Annotated in this window: 22 protein-coding genes; 7 read left to right on the forward strand and 15 right to left on the reverse strand. The window is 64.9% G+C overall.

Annotated features, from left to right (window positions below; all coding sequences use genetic code 11):
• Positions 1-4: 4 nt before the first annotated feature.
• From ACGRVM_RS08215 to ACGRVM_RS08230, 4 genes are all read right to left on the reverse strand, one after another.
• Positions 5-751 carry a ZIP family metal transporter gene (locus ACGRVM_RS08215; RefSeq protein ID WP_377170990.1) on the reverse strand — a complete coding sequence of 249 codons (747 nt, stop codon included), beginning with the start codon at positions 749-751 and terminating at the stop codon, positions 5-7.
• 21 nt (positions 752-772) lie between these two features.
• Positions 773-2,473: a sensor histidine kinase gene (locus ACGRVM_RS08220; protein ID WP_377170987.1), complete on the reverse strand. Its 1,701-nt coding sequence runs from the start codon at positions 2,471-2,473 to the stop codon at positions 773-775.
• A gap of 78 nt (positions 2,474-2,551) precedes the next feature.
• Entirely contained in the window at positions 2,552-3,130 is a 579-nt protein-coding gene (locus ACGRVM_RS08225; RefSeq protein WP_377170985.1) for an RNA polymerase sigma factor, read from the reverse strand.
• A complete protein-coding gene (locus tag ACGRVM_RS08230; RefSeq protein WP_377170982.1) occupies positions 3,127-3,300 on the reverse strand; it encodes a NepR family anti-sigma factor in 174 nt (57 codons plus the stop codon). Before ACGRVM_RS08230 ends, ACGRVM_RS08225 begins: the two co-directional genes overlap by 4 nt.
• Before the next feature lie 126 nt (positions 3,301-3,426).
• On the opposite strand from ACGRVM_RS08230, the gene ACGRVM_RS08235 reads away from it, so the two are divergent.
• Positions 3,427-4,257, forward strand: a complete 831-nt coding sequence (locus tag ACGRVM_RS08235; protein WP_394624041.1) for a response regulator — start codon at positions 3,427-3,429, stop codon at positions 4,255-4,257.
• Between the two features lie 79 nt (positions 4,258-4,336).
• Here ACGRVM_RS08235 and ACGRVM_RS08240 read toward each other — a convergent pair whose 3' ends face one another.
• Positions 4,337-4,498, reverse strand: coding sequence for a DUF1328 domain-containing protein (locus ACGRVM_RS08240; protein ID WP_377170978.1), 162 nt, complete (start codon positions 4,496-4,498; stop codon positions 4,337-4,339).
• A 194-nt stretch (positions 4,499-4,692) separates the two neighbouring features.
• Between ACGRVM_RS08240 and ACGRVM_RS08245 the strand changes: the two genes are divergently transcribed.
• Complete coding sequence (locus ACGRVM_RS08245; protein WP_377170976.1) at positions 4,693-5,007, forward strand: DUF883 family protein; 315 nt, start codon at positions 4,693-4,695, stop codon at positions 5,005-5,007.
• Between the two features lie 5 nt (positions 5,008-5,012).
• Positions 5,013-5,381, forward strand: a complete 369-nt coding sequence (locus ACGRVM_RS08250) for a hypothetical protein (RefSeq protein WP_377170974.1) — start codon at positions 5,013-5,015, stop codon at positions 5,379-5,381.
• Between the two features lies 1 nt (position 5,382).
• On the opposite strand, the gene ACGRVM_RS08255 is transcribed toward ACGRVM_RS08250, so the two are convergent.
• The 7 genes from ACGRVM_RS08255 to ACGRVM_RS08285 all read right to left on the reverse strand — a co-directional run bounded on the left by ACGRVM_RS08255 (position 5,383) and on the right by ACGRVM_RS08285 (position 11,624).
• Positions 5,383-6,324 (reverse strand): YihY/virulence factor BrkB family protein, encoded by a 942-nt coding sequence (locus tag ACGRVM_RS08255; RefSeq protein WP_377170972.1) that lies wholly within the window; start codon positions 6,322-6,324, stop codon positions 5,383-5,385.
• The gene (locus ACGRVM_RS08260) at positions 6,321-6,512 is read right to left on the reverse strand and encodes a PLD nuclease N-terminal domain-containing protein (RefSeq protein ID WP_377170969.1); all 192 of its coding nucleotides are present in this window, start codon (positions 6,510-6,512) and stop codon (positions 6,321-6,323) included. Before ACGRVM_RS08260 ends, ACGRVM_RS08255 begins: the two co-directional genes overlap by 4 nt.
• 76 nt (positions 6,513-6,588) lie before the next feature.
• Entirely contained in the window at positions 6,589-7,176 is a 588-nt protein-coding gene (locus tag ACGRVM_RS08265) for a hypothetical protein (protein ID WP_377170967.1), read from the reverse strand.
• A gap of 29 nt (positions 7,177-7,205) precedes the next feature.
• Positions 7,206-8,078, reverse strand: coding sequence for a sulfotransferase domain-containing protein (locus ACGRVM_RS08270; protein ID WP_377170965.1), 873 nt, complete (start codon positions 8,076-8,078; stop codon positions 7,206-7,208).
• A 1-nt stretch (position 8,079) separates the two neighbouring features.
• Positions 8,080-8,997: a sulfotransferase domain-containing protein gene (locus ACGRVM_RS08275; RefSeq protein ID WP_377170963.1), complete on the reverse strand. Its 918-nt coding sequence runs from the start codon at positions 8,995-8,997 to the stop codon at positions 8,080-8,082.
• Positions 8,998-9,096: 99 nt separating this feature from the next.
• Positions 9,097-10,335 carry a porin gene (locus tag ACGRVM_RS08280; protein ID WP_377170961.1) on the reverse strand — a complete coding sequence of 413 codons (1,239 nt, stop codon included), beginning with the start codon at positions 10,333-10,335 and terminating at the stop codon, positions 9,097-9,099.
• 119 nt (positions 10,336-10,454) lie between these two features.
• Positions 10,455-11,624, reverse strand: a complete 1,170-nt coding sequence (locus ACGRVM_RS08285; RefSeq protein ID WP_377170959.1) for a porin — start codon at positions 11,622-11,624, stop codon at positions 10,455-10,457.
• 430 nt (positions 11,625-12,054) lie between these two features.
• Between ACGRVM_RS08285 and ACGRVM_RS08290 the strand changes: the two genes are divergently transcribed.
• A complete protein-coding gene (locus tag ACGRVM_RS08290) occupies positions 12,055-12,339 on the forward strand; it encodes a cupin domain-containing protein (RefSeq protein WP_377170957.1) in 285 nt (94 codons plus the stop codon).
• A 6-nt stretch (positions 12,340-12,345) separates the two neighbouring features.
• Here the strand turns inward: ACGRVM_RS08290 and ACGRVM_RS08295 are convergent, their stop codons facing one another.
• Genes ACGRVM_RS08295 through ACGRVM_RS08305 form a run of 3 tightly spaced genes read right to left on the reverse strand, consistent with a single transcriptional unit; the run spans position 12,346 to position 15,047 of the window.
• A complete protein-coding gene (locus ACGRVM_RS08295; protein ID WP_377170954.1) occupies positions 12,346-13,134 on the reverse strand; it encodes a dimethylarginine dimethylaminohydrolase family protein in 789 nt (262 codons plus the stop codon).
• An 18-nt stretch (positions 13,135-13,152) separates the two neighbouring features.
• Positions 13,153-14,340 carry a pyridoxal phosphate-dependent aminotransferase gene (locus ACGRVM_RS08300; RefSeq protein WP_377170953.1) on the reverse strand — a complete coding sequence of 396 codons (1,188 nt, stop codon included), beginning with the start codon at positions 14,338-14,340 and terminating at the stop codon, positions 13,153-13,155.
• On the reverse strand, positions 14,337-15,047 hold the full coding sequence (locus ACGRVM_RS08305) for a TetR family transcriptional regulator C-terminal domain-containing protein (RefSeq protein ID WP_377170951.1): 711 nt from the start codon (positions 15,045-15,047) through the stop codon (positions 14,337-14,339). The genes ACGRVM_RS08300 and ACGRVM_RS08305 overlap by 4 nt, the downstream gene beginning before the upstream one ends.
• Positions 15,048-15,160: 113 nt before the next feature.
• Between ACGRVM_RS08305 and ACGRVM_RS08310 the strand changes: the two genes are divergently transcribed.
• From ACGRVM_RS08310 to ACGRVM_RS08320, 3 genes are read left to right on the forward strand one after another with little or no spacing between them, the layout of a single operon-like run.
• Entirely contained in the window at positions 15,161-15,973 is an 813-nt protein-coding gene (locus tag ACGRVM_RS08310) for an ABC transporter ATP-binding protein (protein ID WP_377170949.1), read from the forward strand.
• A 49-nt stretch (positions 15,974-16,022) separates the two neighbouring features.
• Positions 16,023-16,799, forward strand: coding sequence for a transporter substrate-binding domain-containing protein (locus ACGRVM_RS08315; RefSeq protein WP_377170947.1), 777 nt, complete (start codon positions 16,023-16,025; stop codon positions 16,797-16,799).
• A gap of 9 nt (positions 16,800-16,808) precedes the next feature.
• The gene (locus ACGRVM_RS08320; RefSeq protein WP_377170945.1) at positions 16,809-17,525 is read left to right on the forward strand and encodes an ABC transporter permease; all 717 of its coding nucleotides are present in this window, start codon (positions 16,809-16,811) and stop codon (positions 17,523-17,525) included.
• The last annotated feature ends 1 nt before the right edge of the window (position 17,526 follow it).

The raw sequence follows: 17,526 nt of genomic DNA on the forward strand, positions 1-17,526 counted from the left end.
CGGCTCAGAAGACGTGGCTGCCCGCGAAGGCCAGCAGGAAGCCGAGCGCCGCGACCGGACCCGAGAGCGCGTGGATCTTCTCGAAGGCTTCGGGAATCATCGTGTCGATCAGCATCACGAAAACCGCCCCCGCCGCGCAGGCCGTGGCCGCCGCGATCCAGAACAGCCCGAGCTGGCCGACCACGACATAACCCAGCATCCCCGACAGCGCGCAGGCGAAGGCGATGCTGCCCCAGATGGTGAAGATGTAGCGCGCGGACTTGCCCGCCGCCTTCATCCCGATGGTGCTCGACAGGCCCTCGGCCACGTTCGACACGAAGATCGCGGCCAGCGCGACGATGGCCACCCCCTCGCCGTCCAGAAGCGAGATGCCGATGGCGGCGCTTTCGGGAATGCCGTCGAGAAGCGAGCCGACCGCGATGGCGAGCGATGCCGAGGCCGCCGTCGCCCCGCCCCGGTCCGAGCGCTTGCGCTTGCGCGCCCCCGCCGAGGCGAGCCACGCATTCGCCCCGGCATAGAGCGCGCCGCCCAGCGCGAAGCCCGCCGTCGCGGCCCAGATCCCGCCTTCGGCGAAGGCCTCGTCCATCAGATCGAAGGCGAGCGCCGAAATCAGCACCCCGATCCCGAAGGCCATGATGGATGAGCAGAGCACCTTCGGCAGCCGCAGGAAATAGCCGGCCCACGCCCCGACGACGAGCGCGCTGCCCGCGACGAGGCCGAAAAGCGCGGCCTGCCAGACGAGAGGGATCACGCGCCGCGTCCTTCGGGAGCGTCAGACGCGCGGAGTGTGCTGCTCCGAGACGAATTCCTGCATCTTGAATCGAACATGAATACCAAACCAGCCAGCTTCCTCGTCGCTACTGGTCATACGGCAATCGAGCTGCGCGCAGAAGGCCTGAATGAGCTTCATCCCGAGCCCTTGCTCCGCCTCGGCGCGGATCTTAACCTCGACGGTGTTGCCGATCTCGAATTCGACCATATCGGCACGCTCCGGATCGGGGCGCAGTTTCACATGGATGCGGCGCATCCCGTCGGTGCCGGGCGCCGCGTATTTCAGCGCGTTGGTGAAGCCCTCGGCCGCCATCATGGCCAGCGGTCCGGCCTGGTCGGGCACGAGCGTCACCGGCTCGAGGTCGAGCACCACGTCGAGCGGCGCCGCCTCGCTGTCGCCCAGCTTGGAGAGCTGGCGCAGAAGATCGTCGAGCAGCATATCGACACGCACCTGACTGACCAGCGGCGTCTCGTAAAGGCCCCGGTGGACGGCGGCGAGGCTCGTCAGGCGGTCCTGCACCTTGCGCAATGCGCCGCGCGTGTCGGCGCCGGGTGCGCTGCGCGATTGCATGTTCAGGATCGAGGACATGAGCTGAAGGTTGTTCTTGACCCGGTGATGCACCTCCTTGATGAGCACGTCGCGCTCGTGGACGGTGTTCTCGAGATCCGCCTCGTCGCGGATCACCTTCTGCGCCATCGTGGAGAAGGTCTCGCCGATCTCGCGCAGCTCGCTCGGCGCGCTGTCGAGCGCTTCGCTGCGGAAGACGCGGCGACCTTCCGCGAAGTCGCGCATCTGCCGCCCGAGGATGCGGATGGGCCGGATCACCTGTAACCGGATCGCCAGAAGCGCCACGACAAGGCTGATGAGCCACATCAGGATCGGGAAGAGCAGCGTGAAGACCGAAAACGCCCGCTCGCGCATCAGCGGGCGCTGCGACTGCCAGCTTCCGAGGCCGTAGACCTGATCCTCGAGAATGGGAACGACCGCGAATTCGCGTATCTGCCCGCCAATCGTCTCCTCGGAAAAAAGTTGCGAGCCCTTGCCGACGAGATCCGTCAGCGCGGTCTCGGCAGGCAAATAGTCCTCATATCCTCGGGGCGCGTCGTCGGCCGTCAAGATGACGCCGTCGGCATTGAACGTGACCACGACCGCATCCGCGCCGAGCGGATCGGCCGCGCGGCTGGCGCTGATCCGCTCGCTCAGCATCGACAGCGAGATGAACCCGCGAAATACGCCCTGCTCGCTGTAGACGGGCTGCTGGACGACGACGACGGGCATTCCGCTGGCGCCGCCCTTGGGGCTGTAGGTGACCGAGAGCTGTTCGCGCTCCATCGCCTCGGAAAGCCGGGTGATGTCCGAAAAATCGTAGCTTTCGCCGAAATTGTTGCACGAAGACCGGCGGTCCGTGTCGATGTAGCCGAGAAACACCACCGCCTCGTTGCGCTGCGCGGAGTACTTCATCAGGTCGGTGCAGATCTCATCGTCCGGCCCCATCACGGCCAGTGCGTCCGCGAGGCCTTGCGTGATGCCGCGCGCGCCCTGGATGGCCTCCGTCTCGGACGCGACGAGCCTAGTCGTCTGCGCGCTGAGGCCGGCGCGATAGGTCTCGCGCGCGGCCTCGATGGCGCTTTGGGTCTGGGCGACGGCGATGATCCCGAGGGGCAGAAGCGCCAGCGTGAGCAACAGCGCCGTTCGCGGCATCAACGCGTTGCGCCGCCGCGCCGCCTGCCACCCCTCAGCCGGAGTTATCGCCTTATCCGGCCGGTCGTCCTGCACGCGTCACATACCCGAATTTCGACTGATGACCGCGACCGTGGCCTGATCTGTCAGCTCCATGGCCTCATCCTCATGCATGTCCAGCATTTCGGCAAGGCGCTTGCGGCCGCGATTGGCACGGCTCTTGACCGTTCCGACCGCGCAGCCGCACATCTGCGCGGCCTCCTCATAGGCAAAGCCTTGCGCGCCGACGAGGATGAGCGCCTCGCGCTGCTCCGCCGGAAGCTGATCGAAGGCGCGACGGAAATCCGTGAGCGCGAGCCGCCCGTCATGCGCGGGCTTTTCGGACATCCGTTCGGTCATCGCGCCATCGACATCGGCAACCTCGCGCTTGGCCTTGCGGCGCTCGGAATAGAACGTGTTGCGCAGAATGGTGAAGAGCCATGCGCGCATGTTCGTACCGACGGTGAACTTGTCGATATTGGTCCAAGCCTTGACCACCGTATCCTGCACCAGATCGTCCGCCCGCGCCACGTCGCGCGTCAGCGACAATGCGAAGGCACGCATCGGTTTGAGATGCGTGACGATCTCGTCACGCGGGTCCATTTGCGCGGAGCTGTCCGCGTTCTTGCCGGGGGTCATGACTTGTCCTGCTCGCGCAATTGTCGGAGCAATTCCTCGAACCGGTCGGGCACGTCCTGTTCGAGCATCTCGTTATAGACACGCTTGAGATTTTCGTCGATCTGGTCGCGCTTGGGCGCCTTCCTGCTCGGCGCGCCGTCGGCATTGCCGCCATCTTCGTCACGCTTCATAATGTTGCCCGCGCTTCATACTTGTTACCTTCGGTTGAAAAATATTGTCCCTGTATCGGAACCGAACGCGCCCGGCACGAGTTGGTTCCAAGAACTTTCAGAAATATACAGAAGAAAAATGGAGAAATGATGGGTACTTCTGACGCGAGCGCGGATTTTTCGCAGCAGATCGCACACCACCTTCCCTACCTGAGGCGTTACGCGCGCGCACTCACCGGCAGCCAGAGCAGCGGAGACGCTTTCGCGACGGCCACACTCGAAGCGATCCTGATGGACCGGGACGCCTATGCAAGCGATCCGTCCCCACGGGTCGCTCTTTTTCGTGCCTTCCGTCTGGTCTGGCAAAGCGCCGGCGCGCCCGAGGAAGTCGCCGAAGGGCCGGTGCCCCGCAGTCTCGAGACGGCGGCCCAAGATCACATGAGCCAGCTCACGCCCGACACGCGGCAGGCGCTGCTGCTCAACTCCATCGAGGAATTCACGCCCGAGGAGATCGGCAAGATCATGGACATCTCGGCCGCCGACGCCGAAGATCTGATCGCCGCCGCGCGCCGTGAGATCGAGGAAAGCATGGCGGGCGACGTGCTCGTCATCGAGGACGAGGCGATCATCGCGATGGACCTGCACAGTATCGTCACCTCCATCGGTCACAACGTCACCGGGATCGGCCGCACGCGGGACGCCGCGATCGATCTGGGGCTCAAGAAGACGCCGGATTTGATCCTCGCGGATATCCAGCTTGCCGATAACTCCTCCGGCATCGACGCGGTCAATGCCCTGCTCAAGCAGATCGGCGACATTCCCGTCATCTTCATCACCGCCTTCCCCGAGCGTCTGCTGACGGGCGACAAGCCCGAGCCGGCCTTCGTGATCGCCAAGCCCTATACCGAGGACCAGGTCCGCTCGGCCGTCGGTCAGGCGATGTTCTTTTCATCGACCGAAACGCTTAACATGGCGTGAAGGCCGAACAACTTCGTGCAAAGAAAACGCCGCGCGGAGTGCATTCCGCGCGGCGTTTTTCATTCGGCGAGTTGCCTTGTTATTTTCTGACCATGCGCAGGATGAGCGCGACGACAAAGAGCACGGCGAAGATCACGAACAGAATCTGCGCGATGCTGGCCGAGGCGGAAGCGATACCGCCGAAGCCGAACACGGCGGCGACGATGGCGATGACGAAGAAAACGGCGGCCCAATAGAGCATGATCGATCCTTTCCAATTGCCTCCTGCGGTCTGACACGGACAAGAGTTGAAGCTGGCAGGCGAACGCGCGATGCGCAGGGCGGTTCCACCCGGTGCAAGCCGCCTCACCCGATCGTGAAAACAGCCATTTTTCATGGAACCGATCCGCCCCGCGCGCGTTGCGATGCCGTCAAGTTGAATTCAAGGAGGCCTAGATGGCACAGACCAAAAATCCCGATACCGAAGACCTGCAAAAACAGATCGCGACGTTGCGGCAGGATCTCGCGGGCATCACGGAGACGCTCGGCGCCATGGCCAAGGCCCAGAAGGACGGCATGACGGAAGCCGCTCAGCGCAAGTACGAGAAGGCCCGCGCGCAGGGTGCGGACGCGCTCCACAGCGCTCAGGCGCAGGCCAATGCGTTGAATGCCCAGGCGCAGGAATTCGTTCAGGAAAAACCGGCCCTGTCGCTCGGCATGGCCGCCGCGCTCGGCTTCGTCGTGGGGATCCTCTCCACCAGCCGTCGCTGATCGGCGTGATCGGTCTGATCACAGCGGTCAAGTATCGCTCGGCACGCGCCATCCGGCGCGTGCTGCTCAATTCGGTGGGCGGTGTGCTCATCGCGATCGGGGTCGGGTTCCTGACGTCCGCCGCGTGGATCCTGCTCGAGGAGGCCTATTCCGCCCTCTTCGCCGCAGCGGTCCTCGGCGGCATTTTTGTCGGGTTCGGCCTGATTTTCATCGGCATCGCCGCACGCGCCAAGAAACGCGCCAAGATGATCGCCGCCGAAGCCGCCGCGCTGCACGGCCCGGCGACACCGCCGCCACTCGGTGGCCTTTCGCCCTTGGCCGAAGCCTTCATCATCGGATTGAACGCCGCGCAGGCCGCGCGCGGCCGCAAGTAGATCATTCGTCGCGGCTCATGTTGTCCGCGACGAATGCCCCCCGCTCCCCCATCGGTTTCTCGGGACCGCGTGTCGTGTCCTTCTTCTGTTGCAGCTCGAGCTCGGCATTGAGCGCCGCGCCCAGAAGGCAGACGAAGGCGCTGAGGTAGAGCCACAGAAGCAACACGATCACCGCCCCGAGCGAGCCGTAGATCTCGTTGTAATTCGCGAAATTCTGCAGGTAGAGGGTGAATCCCCAGGTCGCCAGCGCCCATAGGATCGTGGCGGAAATCGCGCCCGGCGTGATCCATCCCGCTCGCGCGAGACTGCGCCGATTGGGCGCATAGCGATAGAGCAGCCCCAGCGCCAGAAGCACGGTCGAGACCGCCACGCACCAGCGCAGCACCTCGGCGATGAAGGTGCCGAACGGGCCGAGCGGCAGGAAGGTGAGCACCAAAGGCACGCCCACCAGCGCCGCGAAACAGGCCAGAGCCAGCACGATGAGCGACCCCGTCAGGCTGAAGGCCACAAGGATATGCTTGAGCCCGCCCCGGTTCTTCTCGCCGTAAACGGCGTTCAGCCCGACGACCAGCGCCGCGATGCCTGCCCGCGCCGACCAGAGCGCAAGCGCGATGGACAAGAGCCCCGCCCAGCCGAGCGTCGTCGAATCCGCCGCCACCAGTTCGGCAACGCGCGCGGTCAGCAGCGTCGCCACCTCTTCGGGCAGCAGCGTCGTGAATTGCGAGACCTGCGCCTGAACGAGGGCCGGATCGGCGACGAAACCCCAGAGAGCGATGGTCGCCGCGATCGCCGGAAACGTCGCTAGAAGCCCGTAAAACCCGATGCCCGAGGCGATCAGATTGAGGTTCTTCTCGCCGATCAACGTCCAGACACCCTTCAGCGCGGGCCAGATACCCACTGGCCAGCTCGGTTTGCCATAGGCGGTGGGGCTATGCTCGCTCATGCCGGATTCCGCGCCGCGCGCGGGCCGAAGAGCAGCCAGAGAATGAAGCCGAGAATGGGCAGAAGGAGGACCGCGATGATCCATAGCGCCTTGCGCCAAGTCGATGCGCGCGATCCGAAGATCGACACGATCGCCCACACGTCGCACACAAGGACGATGAACCCGCCCACACTCGTTATCTCGACCATACCAGTCCCTCGCACTTCGGTTACGCAGCTTTACGTAAAACGAACGCGATGAGGGCCAAGCCGGTTCCCGCCGCCGTCACTCGTCCTTGGCCAGCGATCCCGAGACGCCCGTGCCGTTCAGATGATACCAGGGCTTCGGATCGCTCGGATGCGCGCCGGGGCCGCCGGGGCGGAACCAGATCAGAATACCGCCCGAGACGCCGAAATCGCCGTCGAGGCCGTTATAGACCACTTGCCGCGGGATATGGATTCGAAGCTCGCGCGCCTCGTCGCCCGCGCGCCACGGGCGCTCGGAGACGACGCAATTCGCCTCCATGCCGGCATAGCTCTCCGCCGGCTCGACCTTGCGCAGGAAGGACAGACCGCGCGCGACACCCTCGCCGCCGAGCGTGACGCCGCCGCTGGCGAGGATCTTGGGGCCGGAATTGCGCGTCATGACCGACTGGTTGATGCTCTCGGCCCAGACGCCGCAGATGCCGGTCCGCCCGCCGATATCGCGCGCATCGACCGCGATCGAAAGTCCGCCCGGCGAGGTGAAGGTGCCGCCGCCGACCGTGGGCGACGCCCCGAGCGTGGCGGTTCCCGCGGGCATGTTGGGCGAGGCGCAGGCGCCGAGCGCCGCCGCGGCGAGCGCGGCCATGAGGATCTTGAACGACTTCTGCATGTCTTGTTTCCTCGGATTGGAATGAGGGATCAGGCCGTGCCGCGCGCGAAGGCTTCGGTTTCGGCCAGCATTTCGGGATAATGCATCTTCAGCGCGGGAAGGAAAGCCTCGCGCAGGCGAGCCACCTGTTTCGGCGTCAGATCGTCCTTCCAGACGCCCGCCTGCCCCTTGGCGAAAAAATCGCTCATGCCGGCGGGCTTTTCCGTAAAGCCTTGTTCCCGCTCCTGTTTCTTCATCTTGTCGAAGGCCGTCGCCTTGATCGCGCGGGCCAGCTTGGCCGCGTCGACCTTTTGCCCGAGAAACACTTCGAGAAGGCCCCGCATCTCCTTGGCGGGCTTGGTGAGAAGGTCCTCATAGCGGATCACGCGCCGCTTGAGGCCGGGCGCGTTCGTCCAGGAATGGACGTGATCGTCCCAGCGGCCCAGAAGGTCGAAAATGCCGGTCGGCGTGCCCATGACCGTCTCGGGATTGCACATCCGGTCGATCGCCGTGTCGATATCCGCCGACTGATGCCGCGCGAAGCTGGGTGCGAGATCGAACGGATTGCGGATGAGATAGATGCCGCCCGCCGTCACCTCGGGTGGGATCACGTCCTGCGTTCCGAGCCGCACCGTCTGGCAATGCGTCTTGACGAAATGATGGTTCGGCCGCGACTGCGCGATGAGGCGCAGCGCCTGCGGGCGCACCCGCATCCAGTCCTCCAGCCCCGCGCCCTTGTAGGGGCCGCCATTGGCCGCGTCGTAGAAGTCCTGCCGCACATCGGCTGTGGTGAAATTGCGCAGGTTGTTGATGTCGGGCGCCTGCCCCGGCGGCATGAAGTAATGCGCGAGGAGGCTGCGCATCCATGTATTGCCAGATTTCGGATAGGACGCGATCCAGATGATACGGTTGAGCGGCGCCATTTCAGAGATACCCGAACCGCTTCATGACCGCCTTGTGATCGGTCTCAATTTTCTTCACCAGATCGGGGCCGAGCGTCGCCTTGCCGGTGCCCGACTTGCCCGAGGTGAAGAACGTCTCGCTCTTGCCGGGATTTTCGGCAAAGCCGCCGGCCTTTTCCTGACTCGACACTTCGTCGAAACTGGCGAACCGGATCGCCTTTTCCAGCCGCTCGGGCTGCGGCGGCAGGCCCAAGTGACGCACCAGCGCGCCGAAGGCCTCTTCGGGCTTCTCGAGCATGTCCTCGTAGCGCAGCACCAGGGATGGATAGGGCGAATTGGTGGTCCAACTCGTCACATGCTCGGACCAGGAGCCGAGGAATTGCCAGACCGCCGCGCCATCGGTCGCGTTCGCGTTGTCGCTGCGCCCGATCGCCTCGACCGCGGCCTCGGGCGCGATCCCGTAATGGCGCGCATAGGAGAGCACCATGTCGAGCGGGTTGCGCACGATATAGACCGAAGAGCGCGTATATTGCGGCGGGATGAGCTCGGTTCCGTAGGCCTTCGAGCGGATGTTGTGCGTCTTGACGAGGTTCACATCGGCGCCGTTGCCGATGATCCCGCGCAAGACCTTGTCGCGCAGGCCGAGCGTGACGAGGTGATCGTTCAGATCGGGCTCATGGGGCGCGGCGACCATGTCGTAGGTCTTGGCGATCGAGTCGCCCATGCCGAAGCGGTGGACCTGATTGATCGAGACCGGCTTCTCGGCATTGGTCAGGTAATTGGCGAGGAAGATCCGCGTCCAAGTGTTGCCCGATTTCGGATAGGAGGCCAGCCAGACGATGCTCGCCTTCGGCTTGCCCGAGGGTTGGACCTTGGGCCGAGGCTTCGGCGCGCCCGGAGCCGGCTTGGGGGCGGTTTTCCTGTCGGGTTTCTTGCTCATCGGTCCGGCCTGCCTGCACAACGCTTATTCCTTACGGGAATAAACGAACGGGAGGGGCGTTGCCACCCCTCCCGCTGCATCTTGGACGGCTCTGTCGCCTCAGAAGGACAGGTTGATGCCCGTGCCCAGAACCGTGCCCTCGACATCGAGACCGGCGGCACCGGGGACGCCGTCATCGGCATCGAGCTGCACGACATAGATGTCCCAATCCACGCCCGGACCCAGATCGCGGCTCGCGCCGATGCGGTAGGCGTTGTATTCGGCATTCGTGGCGCCGATATCGGTCTCGCCCAGATAGGCCACGACTTCGAAGGACCAGGCGCCGGGTGCATCATAGGTCGCGCCGAAATTCCAGCCCGAGCTGTCGCCGGCGCCCAGGGCGCCGCCATTATCGTTCTCGGCATAGCTGCCGCCGACCATGAAATCACCGAAGCCGATCTGCGCGCCGATGCCCCATGTTTCGGGGTCGCCGTCAGGATTTAGGGCAGCGGCAGTGGCTGCGATGTCGTCAGCGGTGCCATCAAGACCATCTGGCCCTGCACTTGCTGCAACGGCGGGAATGATACTAGCTACGGAGCCGACTCCATAGCGCGCGGCCAGCGACACCGAGGTGCTGCCGAAGGTCTGCGTGTAGTTGGCGCCGATGTCGAAAATGTCCGACAGAACGGTGTTCTTGTCCACGCCGAAGCTGTTCGCGACGTTGTTCATGCCGGTGGGCGCATAGGAGATACCGAGGGTCAAGCCATTGAAACTGGGCGTGTAATAGCTCAGGCGCTGGACGTCATCGTTGCCGGCCACCTCGGTGAAGGACGTCAGGCCCGCCTGAAGAAAGCCGCCCGGATAGGCCGCCGAAAAGGGGATGAAGGTCGAGATCGAGGGCGAGTTGATATACATCGCCGTGACGATCGGCGCCGAGACCATCATCGTGTAGCCGGCGGGATTCTCCGAGCCGATGACGACCTTGCCGAGCGTGTCGCCGCTGATCGAGAAATAGGACTCGTCGATTTCCTGTCCGGTGTTCTCGCCCTCGAGCGAGGCGTTCACACCGAAGGTCAGGCCGTTGTCGAGGGTGATCGACGGGGTGAAGATGATCTCGGTCGAAGAGTGAATATCGACGCCGTCGAAATCGCCGCCCGCGGCGAGCGCCGAGCCGCTCAAATCGGCATAGCCGACATGCTGGCTCATGAAGCCGGTAAAGGGCACGTTCCATTCCTGGGCCGAAACGGGCGCAGAAATGACCGCACCGAGCGCGAGTGCACTGGTGCCGAGCAGATAGTTTTTATGGGATGTTCCACAAAGGAGGACGTTATGCAGAATCCATTCTGCATTTCTCGTCATCCGTCCATCTGGCTCATCCGGCGCGGTCACTATCCCGCGCCGAGTGGCTTTCGCGCCACAAAGAAAACGGGAGGGGCGTTGCCACCCCTCCCGCTCGATCTTGGTCAGATCAACCGGTCTTAGAAGGACAGGTTGATGCCGGTGCCGATCACGGTGCCGCTTACGTCGGTCGGCGTTGCGCCGCCGCTGTCTGCATCCAGCTGGACGACATAGATATCCCAGTCGACGCCCGGGCCCAGGTCACGGCTTGCGCCGATGCGGTAGGCTTCATACTCGGCATCGTTTGCGCCCTGCTCGACTTCACCGAAGTAAGCCAGTGCTTCAACAGCCCACGGACCAGCAATGTCGTAGGTCATGCCAATGCTGTAGCCGCTGCTGTCGGAACCGTAGTCCACAGTGGTACCCGCGACACCGACGTTACCGGGTGTGGGCTGGACAGCGGCAACGTTTCCGCTGACACCACCAGGTGCGCCGTTGTCGTTCTCGGTGTAGCTACCGCCGAAAGTGAAGTCAGCGAACCCAATCTGGAAGCCGACACCCCAGGTCTCGGGATCGGAACCCGCGGCAAACTGCGAGTCACCGGTTCCGTAACGGGCTGCCAGGGTAACACTGGTGGTGCCGAAGGTCTGGCTGTAGTTCACGCCGATGTCGAAGATATCCGACAGAACCGCGTTCTTATCGACGCCGAAGCTGTTGCCGACGTTGACACTGCCGGTGGGTGCGTACGAAACACCGACGGTCAGGCCGTTGAAGGACGGCGTGAAGTAGGTCAGACGCTGAACGTCGTTGTTACCCGCGACTTCGGTGAAGCTCGACAGGCCTGCCTGACGGAAGCCGCCCGGATATGCCAGCGAGAAGGGGATGAAGGTCGAGATCGAGGGCGAGTTGATGAACATGGAGGTCACGCCGGGCGCGCCAACCATGGACTTGTAACCAGCCGAGTTCTCGGAACCGATCAGGATCTGACCGAGGGTGTCCGAGCTGATCGACATGTACGACTCGTCGATTTCGCCAGTTGCGTTCTGCTCGGTCTCGAGCTGAACGTTCACACCGAAGGTCAGGCCGTTGTCCAGCGTGATCGAGGGGGTGAAGATGATTTCGGACGACGAGTGCAGATCGACGCCGTCATAGTCGCCGCCGGCTGCCAGAGCGGAACCGCTCAGGTCTGCGTATGCGACGTGCTGGCTCATGAAGCCGCCGAACGAAACGTCCCATTCTTGGGCCGCGGCAGGTGCCGCTGCGGCGACGCCCAGGGCGATCGCGCTGGTGCTAAGCAGATGCTTTTTCAAGGTATGTCCCTCCTCAGAGTAGCAGGAATGATGTGTGTCATGATCCGCCGCCTCCGAAGGTGGACGCGACTTGAGGTTCAAATGCTGCATTTCTCACGCTCCTGTCAACGAACCCCGCCCGAGCCGAGCCGATGTTGCCGACTTTGTGACGATTTTGGCACACAGTGTTGCCGCAAATACGGGCCGGCAAATGAATTGCGCATGGTTTCAAGGGGCTATGCGCTCGAACGCATGGCCGGAACGCTCCGCGCTGTCATCGCGCCTGTGTGACCTGCATGTGAGCCATAAGGCCGAAAGACGCGGGCCAGAGCCGCCACGATTCGACCCACGGGGCGCGCCGCGCGCCCTTTGCGCCTCTGGACAAGCCATGCGCGGCGTGGCCCGATGGGCATTCATCGTTTCTGCGAACAGTCCTGCCGGAGGCTCCCCCATGACCATGACCTGCACCGCCACGCAACTCATCGACGATGCGCGCGTCCGCGTCACCCGCTTCGATTTCGCGCCGGGCCAGCAAACGGGCTGGCACCGGCACGAGATGGATTACGTCATCACCGCGCTGACGGACTGCCACATGCGCCTCGAGCTTCCCGGCGGCGAGACCGCCGAGAACAAGGTGAGCGCGGGCAGTGTCTATCGCCGGCAGGAAGACGTGGAGCATAACGTCATCAACGGCGGCGACGCGCCCATGTCCTTCATCGAGGTCGAGCTGAAATAGGCCCGCTCAGAGAATGAAGCGCAGCGAGAGGCAGGACATGCCTCCGTCCAGAAGCGCGCAATCGGTATTGTCGATGGGGCGGATGTCGTAGCCCTCGCGCGTCAGCATTTCGGCGGTCCTCGGAAAGCCGTCGGGCAGCAGCACCACATCGTTGAAGCGGATGGCATTGGCCGCCGCTTCCTCGCCGTCGGGCAGGTGCAGCACGCGGTACCCCTCGAAGCAGCCCCCCGAATCGAGCAGGCGCGTCGAAAGGATCGTCTCGGGATCGAGCAGCGAGCAATCGGTCTTGAAATGCAGCACCCCCTCTGGCGTCTGCAACTCGCGCAGGGGATGGCCCCAATCATCGAGAATCGCGCGCAACTCGGCCACGCCCGCCGCGTCGGTGCGGGCCGACTTGCCCACCAGAACCTCGCGCCCGGTATAGAGAATGTCGCCACCCTCGATATGGCCCGGCCCCGTGATTTCGCGCAAATCGTCGAACATGCCCGCGAGCACCGGGCGCATGTGATCCACCTCGCCCATGCGGCTCGGGGCGCCGGGTCGCATCATGATCGCGCCTTCGGGCAGGCAAAGCGCCGTATCCTCGACGAAGAGCGCGTCGGGATACTCCTCGAGCGGGTCGAGCACCGTCACCTCGGCGCCGGTGGCGCGAAGGGTGGCGATGTAGGCGTCATGCGCGGCCAGCATCCGGACGAGATCGGGCGCGCCGCGATCCTCCGCGCGCAGACCGCCGGTGACGGACTGTCCGGGGCGGCGCGAGACGGCGTGGCTGAAATGGGTGGCGGGACTGGTCATGTCTGGGGCTCCGAAGGGTCAGGCGGTTTCATGCACGCGCGCGGCGGCATGGGCGATCATCCGGTCGCATGCCGCCTCGATCGCATCGTCGGATGCGGTCAGCGCGACGCGCACCCACGTATCGAGGCTCAGCCCGAAGGATGTGCCGGGCATCACGGCGACGCCGGCGGTCTCGAGCAGATCGAACGCGTAGCTTTCGGCGTCCATCCCGGTGCTCGAGATGTCGATCAATGCGAACATGCCCGCTTGCGGGCGGCTGACGCTCAAAGCGCTTTCGGCCTCGAGACGGGTCGCGATGTAGCCCGCCCGCGCCGCGAATCGCTGGCGCATGCCGGGTGCCACGCTCGACGGGGCGGAGACGGCGGCGGCGGTCGCGTCCGCCAGAAAGGGCTGGCTGCCGAAGAGCATGGTCTCGGAGAGGGGAAGCAGCGCCTCGATGAACTCGAGGCTTCCGATGGCCCAGCCGCTGCGGAAGCCGGGGGCGGCATGGCTTTTCGAAATCGACGAGACGATGACGACCCGTTCGGCCAGGTCCGGCTCGGCCAGGGGCGAGGCGAAGGGCACACCGTCGAAAATGAGCTCCTCGTAGACTTCGTCCGAGAGGATCCACAGATCATGCTTGCGCGCGACCGCGCCGATCTCCTGCACATCCTGCCGCGTGAGCACCGCGCCCGTCGGGTTGTGCGGGGTGTTGAGCATGATGACGCGGCTTCTCGGCGTGATGCGTGCCTCGATATCGGCGGCTTTCATGCGGAACCCGTTCTCGGGATCGAGCGGGACCGGCACCATCGCCGCGCCGCTCGCGCGGATGCAGCCCTCGTAGGTGGCGTACATGGGATCGCCCACGAGCACCTCGTCGCCCTCCTGCGTGATGCCCATGAGCGCGGTGAAGAGCGATGTCTGCGTGCCCGGAAGGCACATCACCTGGTCGGGATGAATGTCGCGCCCCGTCGATTCGGTATAGCGCCGCGCGAGTGCCGCGCGCAGGCCGGGCTCGCCCCGCCCGTCGGAATAGCCCATGCGGCCCGCGCGCATCGCGGTCGCGGCATCCTCCATCAGCGCATCGACGGGCGGCACGTCCGGCTCGCCAATCGTCAGCTCGACGATGTCGCGCCCTTCGCGGGCAAGCGCGCGGCCGCGCGAGTGAACGGCCCATTTGGCGCTTCCGAGCCCGGTCAGGCGCTGCGTGATGTCTGCGAATTTCATGTCTCGAGTCCTTCCAGTCTGTCTTCGGTCGCCGCGGCGCGCGTTAGCGGCAGATCAAGCATCGCGCCGATCGTGTCCAGCCCGATCGACGCCAATTCGCCGGGGGCGAAGGCGCCCGGCAGCATGCCCCCTTCGAGCCAGAGCCCGTCCAGCACCGCGTTGCAGGCGATGGCGTGGCGGCGCAGCGTCTCGGGCGCGGCGGGTCGGCCCGCCTCCGCCAATGCCGCCGCGACGAGGCCCTCGAGGTGATCGCGGAACTCGGCGTAGGTGCGCGCATGCACGTCCATCATCGCCGCGCTGCGCTGCACATGGGTCAGGAACCCCGCCCAGAGCGATACGGCCTCGGCGCTCACCACGGGCGCGCGCAGCCCCGCCGCGATGAAGGCGGCGAGCCGCGCGGCGGCGCGGCCGCCCTGCCGTGCATCGCCCGGCGCCCGCTCGCCCTGCCCCGGCGCGCCCCGACCGGTGCCGCGCGTCGCGGCGGTAAGCTCGGTCATGTGCCGCTCATAGGCTGCGCCCAGAAGCGCGTCCTTGCTTTCGAAGTAATGCCGGATGAGGCCGGGCGTCACGCCGGCGCGCGCCGCCACGGTGCGCGTCGTGGCGGCGGCGATGCCTTCCTCGGCGATGATGGCGAGCATCGCGTCGATCATCGCCTCGCGGCGACCATCGGGGCCGATTCGGCGAAAGGGTTTGCGGTCGGGCGACATTTGCGGGCCTTGGCTGTCGAAAGATGCGGCGGGGCGACCCCACGGCAATTAATTATACAGTTGCACAATTAGCTAGAATCGGAATTACTGCAAGCGACAAGGGAGACTGCCGCATGAGTTCCGCACAATCCGCGCCAAAAGCGGAGGCGAACGCCACATTCGATGCCGCCAGCGCGAGCGAAGCCGTGCGTGTCGAGGATCTGCACAAATCCTTCGGAACGCTCGAGGTTCTCAAGGGCGTGTCGCTCAACGCCGCGCAGGGTGATGTGGTGGCGATCATCGGCGGCTCGGGCTCGGGCAAGTCGACCATGCTGCGCTGCATCAACTTTCTCGAAACGCCCACGAGCGGGCGCATCATCGTCGGCGGCGAAGAGGTGCTGACCCGCCCCGATGGCTCCCCTGCCAAGGCCCGCCAGATCGAGCGGATCCGCCTCAGCCTTGCCATGGTCTTTCAGTCCTTCAATCTCTGGACGCATCGCACGCTTCTGGAAAACGTGATCGAAGTGCCGGTCCATGTTCTGAAAGTGCCCAAGGCCGAAGCGACGCGCCGCGCGATGGAATTGCTCGAACGCGTGGGCCTCGCCGAGAAGCATGCAAGCTACCCCGCGTTCCTGTCGGGCGGCCAGCAGCAGCGCGCCGCGATCGCGCGCGCGCTTGCGGTCGATCCGAAGGTCATGCTCTTCGACGAGCCGACGAGCGCGCTCGACCCCGAGCTGGTGGGCGAGGTGCTGACCGTGATCCGCGATCTGGCCGCCGAGGGGCGCACAATGATCCTCGTCACGCACGAGATGAAATTCGCGCGCGAAGTGGCGAGCCATGTCATCTACCTATCCGAGGGTCGCATCGAAGAGGAGGGTCCGCCCGAAGAGGTGTTCGGCAATCCGAAATCCGAGCGCCTCAAACAGTTTCTCCGCACCGTCGGCTAGACCGGGCGGCGAAAATCAAGAGACGACAATCAAAACAGGGAGACTACCGATGAAACTCAAGACAACGCTCACCGCAGGGGCCGCCGCGCTCGCGATGATGACCGGGGCCGCGCTCGCCGATCCGGTCAAGGTCGGCATCGCCGCCGAGCCCTACCCGCCCTTCGCCGCGCCCGACAGCGCCGGCAACTGGACCGGCTGGGAAGTCGAGATGATCGACGCCGTCTGCGGCGCCGCCGAGCTGGAATGCGTGCTCACGCCCGTCGCATGGGACGGCATCATCCCCTCGCTGATGGGCGAGCAGATCGACGTCATCATGGCGTCCATGTCGATCACCGAGGAGCGCGCCAAGCAGATCGACTTCTCGGATCACTACTACAAGACGCCCGCCGTCGTCGTCGCGGCCAAGGACTCGGGCATCGAGCCCACCGCCGAAGGCCTCTCGGGCAAGATCCTCGGCGTTCAGGCCTCGACCACGCACCAGGCCTACGCACAGAAGCATTTCGAGGAGGCCGTGGCCGAGATCCGCGTCTATCAGACGCAGGACGAAGCCAATCAGGACCTCGTTTCGGGCCGCATCGACGCCATTCAGGCCGACAGCATCGCGATGGCCGATTTCGTCGAGAGCGATATCGGGGATTGCTGCGAGATCGTCGGCGCGGTCGAGGATGACGTGGCCGTTCTCGGTCAAGGCGTCGGCGCCGGTGTGCGCAAGGGCGATGACGAGCTGCGCGAGAAGATCAACATGGGCATCGCCAAGGTTCTCGAGGACGGCACCCACGAGGAGATCACCGCCAAGTATTTCTCGGCCCCGATCTACAGCAAGTAAGGCCGGAACTTGGAGCAAACGCTCGAACTGCTCTCGCTTTCGCCCCCCGGCTGGGGGGCGAATCTTCTGCGCGGTCTGGTCAACTCGATCCAGATCGCGCTCGGCGCTTTTGGCTTCGGCCTCGTCATCGGCTTTTTCGGCGCGATGGGAAAGCTCTACGGCAGCGCCTGGCTGCGCGATCTGCTCGAGGTCTATACGACCGTCGTGCGCGCGGTGCCCGAACTCGTGCTGATCCTGATCCTCTACTATGTGGGCACGGACCTGCTGAACCAGGCGGCCGACGCGCTGGGGCGCGGGCCGGTCGAAATCAGCGGCGTCGCCGCCGGTATCTGGGTGCTCGGCATCGTGCAGGGCGCCTATGCCACCGAAATCCTGCGCGGCGCGATCACCGCCATTCCGCCCGGCCAGATCGAGGCGGCGCGCGCCTACGGCATGCCGCGCATCCTCATGGCCCGGCGCGTCACGATCCCCGCGATGACCGCCTTCGCCATTCCGGGCCTCGCCAACCTGTGGCTGATCGCCACCAAGGACACCGCCCTCCTTGCCGTCGTCGGTTTCAGCGAGCTGACGCTCGAGACGCGGCAGGCCGCGCAATCGACGCGCGCCTATTTCACCTTCTTCCTCGCCGCCGGTTTCCTCTACCTGATGGTCACGCTCTTCTCGGGCGTGATCTTCGGGCGGATCGAGAAATGGGCGCGGCGCGGCCAGCCCTCGCACCGGAGTTGAG

Source organism: Roseovarius aquimarinus (genome assembly GCF_043661195.1).
Lineage (GTDB): Bacteria > Pseudomonadota > Alphaproteobacteria > Rhodobacterales > Rhodobacteraceae > Roseovarius > Roseovarius aquimarinus.